General features: G+C 67.4%; 6 protein-coding genes. 2 read left to right on the top strand and 4 right to left on the bottom strand.

The window, feature by feature from the left end; translation table 11 throughout:
- Positions 1–551, top strand: a 551-nt coding sequence (locus G3N99_RS31115; RefSeq protein ID WP_206124299.1) for an amidohydrolase family protein, incomplete at its 5' end; no start/stop codon positions are given.
- Between the two features lie 104 nt (positions 552–655).
- Here G3N99_RS31115 and G3N99_RS31110 read toward each other — a convergent pair.
- The 4 genes from G3N99_RS31110 to G3N99_RS31095 form a co-directional block, all read right to left on the bottom strand.
- Positions 656–1,648 carry an amidohydrolase family protein gene (locus G3N99_RS31110; RefSeq protein WP_206124298.1) on the bottom strand — a complete coding sequence of 331 codons (993 nt, stop codon included), beginning with the start codon at positions 1,646–1,648 and terminating at the stop codon, positions 656–658.
- A complete protein-coding gene (locus G3N99_RS31105; protein ID WP_206124297.1) occupies positions 1,645–3,102 on the bottom strand; it encodes an aldehyde dehydrogenase family protein in 1,458 nt (485 codons plus the stop codon). Before G3N99_RS31105 ends, G3N99_RS31110 begins: the two co-directional genes overlap by 4 nt.
- Positions 3,103–3,114: 12 nt before the next feature.
- Positions 3,115–4,803: a GMC oxidoreductase gene (locus G3N99_RS31100; RefSeq protein ID WP_206124296.1), complete on the bottom strand. Its 1,689-nt coding sequence runs from the start codon at positions 4,801–4,803 to the stop codon at positions 3,115–3,117.
- A 153-nt stretch (positions 4,804–4,956) separates the two neighbouring features.
- Entirely contained in the window at positions 4,957–5,898 is a 942-nt protein-coding gene (locus tag G3N99_RS31095) for a LysR family transcriptional regulator (protein WP_174942768.1), read from the bottom strand.
- A gap of 246 nt (positions 5,899–6,144) precedes the next feature.
- Here G3N99_RS31095 and G3N99_RS31090 point away from each other — a divergent pair, with 246 nt between their 5' ends.
- Complete coding sequence (locus G3N99_RS31090) at positions 6,145–7,419, top strand: sugar ABC transporter substrate-binding protein (protein WP_206124295.1); 1,275 nt, start codon at positions 6,145–6,147, stop codon at positions 7,417–7,419.
- Positions 7,420–7,493 lie beyond the last annotated feature (74 nt).

Below are 7,493 nucleotides of genomic sequence, written 5' to 3'. Positions count from 1 at the left end.
CCGCGCCCGATGCGTCCGTCGACGGGCCGGGCACACTGCGCGATCCGCGCTGGCCGGCCGCGCTGGAACGCCTCGCCGCGCACGGCCTGAGCTGGGATCTGCGCGTGCCGTTCTGGCATCTCGAGGAAGCGGCTGCGCTGCTGGCCGATACACCGTATGTCGACGTCGTGCTCGAACATGCGGGGCTGCCGTGGGATCGCTCGGATGCAGGGCTCGCGCGATGGCGGCGCGGCATGGTGGCGCTTGCCGCGTCGCCGCGTGTCACCGTGAAGATCTCCGAACTCGGCTTGCGCCATGCCGTGTGGAACGAGGCGGACAACGCACGGATCATCCGCGACACGATCGCGATCTTCGGCGCGCAGCGCTGCCTGTTCGCCAGCAACTTTCCGGTGGCCGGGCTGCGTGTGTCGTATCCCGCGCTGCTGCGCACGTTCGCTCGTGCGATGACGAACCTCGATGACGCAGCGCGCCGCGCGATCTGGCATGACAACGCGCTGCGGGTGTACCGGATCGATGCAGATGCGGCTGCCGCTGCCGCGCACGCAAACTGACGCTCACGCCCCCCCAACCCGAAACGGCACGCGACGCCCATCAGCGCGACGCGTGCCGTCAGTCACAGCAGCGGAACGTATCCCGCTTTCAACTGCCGCCGGGATCAGAACCCGAACAGACGCGCCGCATTCGTGCGGCCGATCTTGACCCGATCGTTTTCGCTCAGCAATGCGTGATCGAACCATTCACTGGCGGTCTGCATGCTCTCGTACGGGTAATCGGCGGAAAACAGCACGCGATCGACGCCGACTTCACTGATCGTGTCGAGCAGCCCCTTCGTATGAAAGTGGCCGCTCGTCGTGACGTAGAAGTTGTTGCTGAAATACTCGCCGACCGGGCGCTTCGCCTGCCCCAGCCCGGCGCCGTCCCGCTGCATGCGAAGCCGATGCTCGAGGCGCGGCAGCATCAGCGGCAACCCTTCGCCGAGATGCCCCAGGATGACCGTCAGGTTCGGGTAGCGATCGAACAGGCCGCTCAGCATCAGGCGGATCGCATGCGTGGCCGTCTCATGCGCGAACCCCCATGCCGAGCCGACGAGCGACGAATAGCCTTCGTAGATCCGCTGCTGGCTCGGCAACGCTTCGCGCGGATGAAGATAGACCGGCACATCGAGCGTGGCCGCGCGCTCCCAGAACTCCCAGACCGGCGCCTCGTCGAGATACTGCGCGGTGTCGGCGTTGCCGATGTTCGTATAGCCGTTCACCAGCGCGCCCCGCATGCCAAGCTCCACGACAGCCCGTTCGAGTTCGTCGGCCGCGTCCCTGGGCGACTGCAGCGCAACCGTCGCGAACGCTTGCAGACGCCCGGGATGCACGGAGGTGTAGCGCTCGACGATCTCGTCGTTGGTCCGCTTCGCGAAATCGACGGCCGCCGCGCGGTCGAGAATCGATTGCGCGCCGGGCGACGTCAGCGACAGCACCGCGACGTCGATCCCGCACCGGTCCATCTCCTCGATCCGCCGGTCGGCGTCGAGCAGCCGCGCCTCGACGTCGTCCATATAGGCTTTCCCGTTGCGCGCGGCTTCGCCGGACGCGTCCCACATGCTGTTGTTGAGGGCAGTGGACAGGTGTTCTTCCAATACGATCTTGGCTTTCACAGCGCGTCTCCGGTCGTCAGCGTGATGTGCTTGTATTCGATGAAGTCGTCGATCGCGGCCGCGCCGTTGAGGCGACCCAGGCCGGATTGCCGATACCCGCCCTCCTCGAATTCGTCGTAGACCTTCGCCCAGTCGTTGATCCAGATCGTGCCGGCCTGAAGCGACCGCGCCACCCGCATCGAACGCTGCACGTCACGCGTCCAGACTGCGGCGGCCAGGCCATATTCGCTGTCGTTGGCCAGCGCGACGGCTTCCGCCTCGGTATCGAACACCTGCATCGTCATCACGGGCCCGAAGGTTTCCTTCTGGACGATATCGAGCCGGGCGCTGTCGACTTCGAGCAACGTCGGGCGATAGAACGCACCGCGCGCCAGTTCGCCGTCAGTCACCGGGCCGCCGCGCACGACCACCTTCGCGCCCGCCGCGATCGCCTCTTCGACCGCGCGATCGACACGCGCGACGTTGGGCTTGTCGATGAGCGGCCCCATGTCGCTGAGCGGATCGGCGGCCGGGCCGACCCGCACCGCGGCCAGGCGCTGCGCGAGACGCGTGCGCACCGCGTCGGCGATGCCGCGTTGCACCAGCAGGCGCGAGCCGGTCATGCAGAACTGCCCGGCAAACACCGTCAGCGATTTTTCGATGACGGGCAAGGCCGCATCGAGATCGGTGTCGTCGAACACCACGTGCGGCGTCTTTCCGCCGAGCTCGAGACCGAAGCGCTTGAGCCGCTGCGCACCGACGGCGGAAATCGCGCGCCCGGTCGCGGTCGAGCCCGTGAAGCTGATGACGGGCACGTCGGGCGAGGCGATCAGGGTTTTCGATCCGTCCGCACCCGATTCGCTGAACAGATTGATGACGCCGCTCGGCAGCGACGGCGCTTCGGACAGGATCCGCGACACGAGCGCATTGGTCTGCGCGGTCTGGCCCGGCATCTTGATGACCGTCGTCGTCCCCGCCGCCAGCGCCGGCGCGAGCGAGCGCACCATCAGCACCACGGGGGAATTCCACGGCACGATGATGCCGGCGACGCCCATCGGCTCGCGCAGCACGAGCGACACGACATCCGGCCGCGGCGTTCCGCTGCGGCCCGTTTCGGCCCGCGCCAGCGCCGCGTAGTAGCGCAGCTTCGACGGCACCATCGACACTTCGAAATGCGCTTCGGGCTTGATCTTGCCGTTCTCGAGCGCCAGCAGTTCGATCAGCGCGTCGGCATGCCGCTCGAACGCGGCGGCCAGTTCGTCCAGCACGCGGGCGCGCAGCGCGGCATCGTGCTTCCATGGCGTGTCGCGAAATGCACGCAGGGCCGCGTCGATCGCCGCGCGCGCTTCGGGCTCGCCGCCGTCGGCATAGCGGCCGATCACCGAGCCGGTCGCGGGATCGACGGAGTCGCGATGCGCGGGTGAATCCACCCACTCGCCATCGATCCAGTTCAATACGGGAGCAGCAACATTCATGACGTTCCCCGGTCAGCTGTAGCGGCGGGCGATATGCTCGGCCGTCGCAATGGTGGTGATGTTGGTCGCGACCGAAATCGCATCCGGAAAGATCGACGCGTCGACGACGCGCAGGCCGCTCACGCCATGCACCCGCCCTTCGAGATCGACGACGGCATGCGGATCGTTGATCACACCCATCGGCGCGGTCGAAGTCGGATGGTGGTACGTGTCGAGCGTCGAGCGCGCCGACGCCAGGATCCGTTCGTCCGATTCCGCGCCCGGCCCCGGATTCAGTTCCGAATGAATGAGACCGGACAGCGGCGCGGTGCGGCCGATCCGGCGCGCCAGCTTGATGCCTTCGAGCAGCCGCGCGCGATCCTGCGCTTCGCCGAGGAAATTCAGGTCGATCACGGGCGCATCGCCGGCCTGCCGGCTCGCGAGCTTCAGGCTGCCGACCGACAACGGCCGCGTGAGCGCAACCGCAAGCACGAAGCCGACCTTGGTCGGGCTCTGGTCGTGCGGGAACAGATGCGTCGCGGTGATGTGCAGATCGAGATCGCCGTGCTGCGCAGTCGAACTGTTCGTCCACAGGAACGCGCCGATCGACGGCGACTGATCGCCGATCCGGTCGGGGCGTGCCGCATACGCGTTGTAGTAGAACGGGTGATCTTTCAGGCGCTGGCCCACCGGCAACGTGGCCACTTCGGGAATCGACAGCGCGCGCAGGTCGGCGCCCGGCCCGATGCCCGAACGCAGCAGAATGGCCGCACTGCCGTACGCCCCCGCGCTGAGGACCACCTCGTTCGCGTGAATTTCCTCGCCGTTGTCGAGCCGCACGCCGATGGCCCGCCCGTGCGCAAACAGCACGCGATCGACCAGCGCACCGCCGCGAATCGTCAGGTTCGACCGCGCCCTGACCTCGTTGGTCAGGTAGGCCATGCCCGTGTTGACGCGCACGCCGTTGACGATGTTCATCGGATACGGGCCGACGCCGTTGGCATCCGCGCCGTCGAAATCCTCGATCGCGCGATAACCGTTCGCGAGGGTCGCATCGACGAACGCGCGCTGCATCGGCGTGATGTCGTCGCGCGTCAGTTGACGCACCGGCAGCGGCCCCGCCTGGCCGTGCGACACGCTGTCGTTGTCGCGATGCTCGAGCCGCCGGAACGACGGCAGCATCTCCTCGTACGACCAGCCGGGCAGATTCCAGTTTTTCAGATCCTGCGGCCGCGCGCGAATGGCGACGGCCCCGTTGATCGCCGAACTGCCGCCGAGCACCTTGCCGCGCAGTGCGTTGATCGGGTGATCGACGTAGCCGGCCTGCGTGCGATAGCCCCATTCATGCCGCGCATCGCCACCGACGATATCGCTGCTGGCGATCACGTGCGGATAGTCCCACGCGGCATAGTTGTGCCCGGCCTCGAGCAGCAGGACGTGGCGGCTGGCCTTCTCGCTCAGGCGGGCCGCCATGACGGCGCCGGCGGAACCGCCGCCGACGACCAGTACATCGACGGTTCGCGGGCCGCTTGCGGTCCTGGTGCGGAGCGATGTGTCCGCGGCGCCCGAGCTGGACGCGTTCGACGAACTCGACGAGCTCGCCGCACTGGCCGCGATCGCGTCGGCGCCGAGCAGCGAACCGACAGCGAGCGTCGCCGAATGGGCGAGGGTTTGCGCGAGCATGACGCGGCGCGCGGGATGATGCAGCGGGGTGTTCTTCATGGCAGACGCTTTCTCCATTGAATGCGTGTGCCACAGTACGGTCGGGCCCCGCGACCGGATAGCTAGCGGAAACCGAACCGGTGGTTCGCTTTTTCCGAACGCTCGCGTCTGCCCGTCAGGCGCGCCGCCCCCGTCGGCGAGGCGGCGGCAGGTTCAAGCATGCGAAGGATGCGGCAGCAGGCCGCGTTCGATCAGCGGCATGTCCCAGCGGGCCGGATGGCCGATCTCCTCCTCCAGGAACCGGACCAGCGCCTGGATCTTGGGCGACGTGCGAACCGTCTTGCGATAGACGACATTGACCTGCCCGCCGGACGGCGCATATTCCGGCAGCACCGACACGAGCTCGCCGGACACCAGCGCGTCGGACGCCAGGAAGGTCGGCAGGATCGCGAGCCCCAGCCCGGCGATCGCCCCGGCAAGCAGCTGGAAGCCCGAATCGGTCCGCATCCGCACCCTGACGCGAAACGACTGCTTTTCGTACTCGAGCGGCAGGCTCCACATCCCATGCGGTTCGCGATTCAGATAAAGCAAGCCGTCGTGTTGCGGCAGGTCGTCGGGATGCGCCGGCATGCCGCGCCGCTCGAGATAGCCCGGGCTCGCACAGATCAGGTGCCGGTTGACGGTGACGGGGCGCGCGACCAGGCTGGAATCGGCGAGCGGGCCGAGACGGATCGCCGCGTCGAAATGTCCGTCCTGGAGATTCGACAGCCGGTCGTCCGCTTCGACGTCGAGGCACAGCGCCGGATACATGTCCGCGAAACGCGAGAGCAGCGGCGCAAGATAGCGCGCGACGAAGGTGACCGGCACGGACAGCTTCAGGTTGCCGCTCAGGCTCGAGCCGGCTTCGTTCACTTCGCCCTCGATGCGCTCGAGTTCCTGCAGAAGCTGCCGCGCTTGCTCGAAGAACCGCTGCCCCGGATCGGTCAGTTGCAGTGAACGGCCACGCTTGAGCAGTGCGCAGGCGAGACGTCGCTCGAGCTTCTGGATACGGGTACTGACGATCGACTTGGTGGTACCGAGGCGGCGGGCGGCTTCGGAGAAGCTCCCTGCCTCGACCACGGCCACGAACGTACTCATGTCGGTAAATTTGTTCATCATCCGTTTCGACTGGGCGCTGGCGCAATGCCGGCGATGGTGCCACGCGCGGGCCGAACCTGCTCGGTCATGCCGCCGCCGGCCGCCGCTCGCCCCACCACCACATTTTGTGCATCGCACGACCGAACCTGAGCAAAAAGTATCGGTCCGCGAATTCTTTTGATGTGGTGATCGCATCGCCCCCGTCACACCATTGTTCCTGCCGTCATCGACGGCATTCGAACAAGCAGAATCAAGGAGACACGGGTGAACAAGATGCGAATCGTCGCAGCCGGCGTGCTGCTCGGCGCCTGTCTGCCGGGCGTCGCGGCCGCACAGGTCTGCAAGGTGCCGACCCTTCGGGTGCTCGCGCAGAAGAGTCTCGGCCTGACGGTGATGGAGAAATCGCTGGCCGACTACGAGAAGAAGAGCGGCACCAAGGTCGAGATCAGCTACTTCGGCGAAAACGACCGCCGCGCGAAATCGCGGCTCGACGCGTCGACCGGCGCAGGCTCGTACCAGATCTACTACGTCGACGAGGCGAACGTCGCCGAATTCGCGTCGGCCAACTGGATCGTGCCGCTCCTCAAGTACTACCCGAAGGAATACGACTACGACGACTTCCTGCCCGGCCGCCGCGCGGTCGCGAGCTACAACGGCGTCGCGTACTTCGCGCCGCTGATCGGCGGCGGCGACTTCCTGTTCTACCGCCGCGACCTGCTCGACGCCGCGCACATCCCGGTGCCGAAGACGCTCGACCAGCTCGTCGCCGCGATCAAAAAGCTCAACGCGCCGCCGAAGCTGTACGGCTGGGTCGCGCGCGGCCAGCGCGGCTCGGGGATGAACGTGTGGCGCTGGTCGCCGTTCATGCTCGGGATGGGCGGCGCCTGGACCGACAAGAGCGGCCAGCCCGCGTTCAATTCGCCGGCCGCCGTGAAGGCCACGCAGCTCTACAGCGACCTGTTCAAGTACGCGCCGCCGGGCGCCGCGACCTACGACTGGAGCAATGCGCTCGAAGCGTTCCGCTCGGGCAAGGTCGCGTTCATGATCGAATCGACGCCGTTCGCGGACTGGATGGAGGATGCGAGCAAGTCGAGCGTGGCCGGCAAGGTCGGCTACACGCGCCCGCCCGCGCCGCTGCCGTCGGCCGCCTACGGCCACGGCTTCGCGATCTCGGCGGTCGGCGCGAAGGACGACTGCACGCGAATGGCCGCCGGCCGCTTCATCGCGTGGGCCACCAGCAAGGACCAGGAACAGGCCCGGCTGCGCAACGGCGTGTTCAGCGACTACAACCGGTCGAGCACGATCGCCAGCCCGTACTTCAAGCAGCACGTCGCGCCGCAGATCCAGGCCGGGCTGAACGACACCAACCCGGTCACGCAGGTGACGATCTGGCGCACGCCGCAGTGGCCGGATATCGGCGACAACCTCGGCATCGCGCTCGAGCAGGTGTTCACCGGCACGCAGACCGACGTACGCGGCACGCTCGACGACGCGGCCCAGTACGCGAAGGATGCGCTCGAACATGGCGCTCGCAAATGACGGCGCCGGCGGACGCGCGCTCGGCGTCCGTCCGGCCCCTTCCCCGCCTTCCGCACCGTCCGCCCGGCGCGGCC

Source organism: Burkholderia sp. Ac-20392, assembly GCF_017104585.1.
In the GTDB taxonomy this organism is placed as follows: Bacteria; Pseudomonadota; Gammaproteobacteria; order Burkholderiales; family Burkholderiaceae; genus Burkholderia; species Burkholderia lata.
The sequence above is the reverse complement of the archived record's forward strand: the minus strand, read 5'-3'. Positions and strand labels throughout refer to the sequence as shown.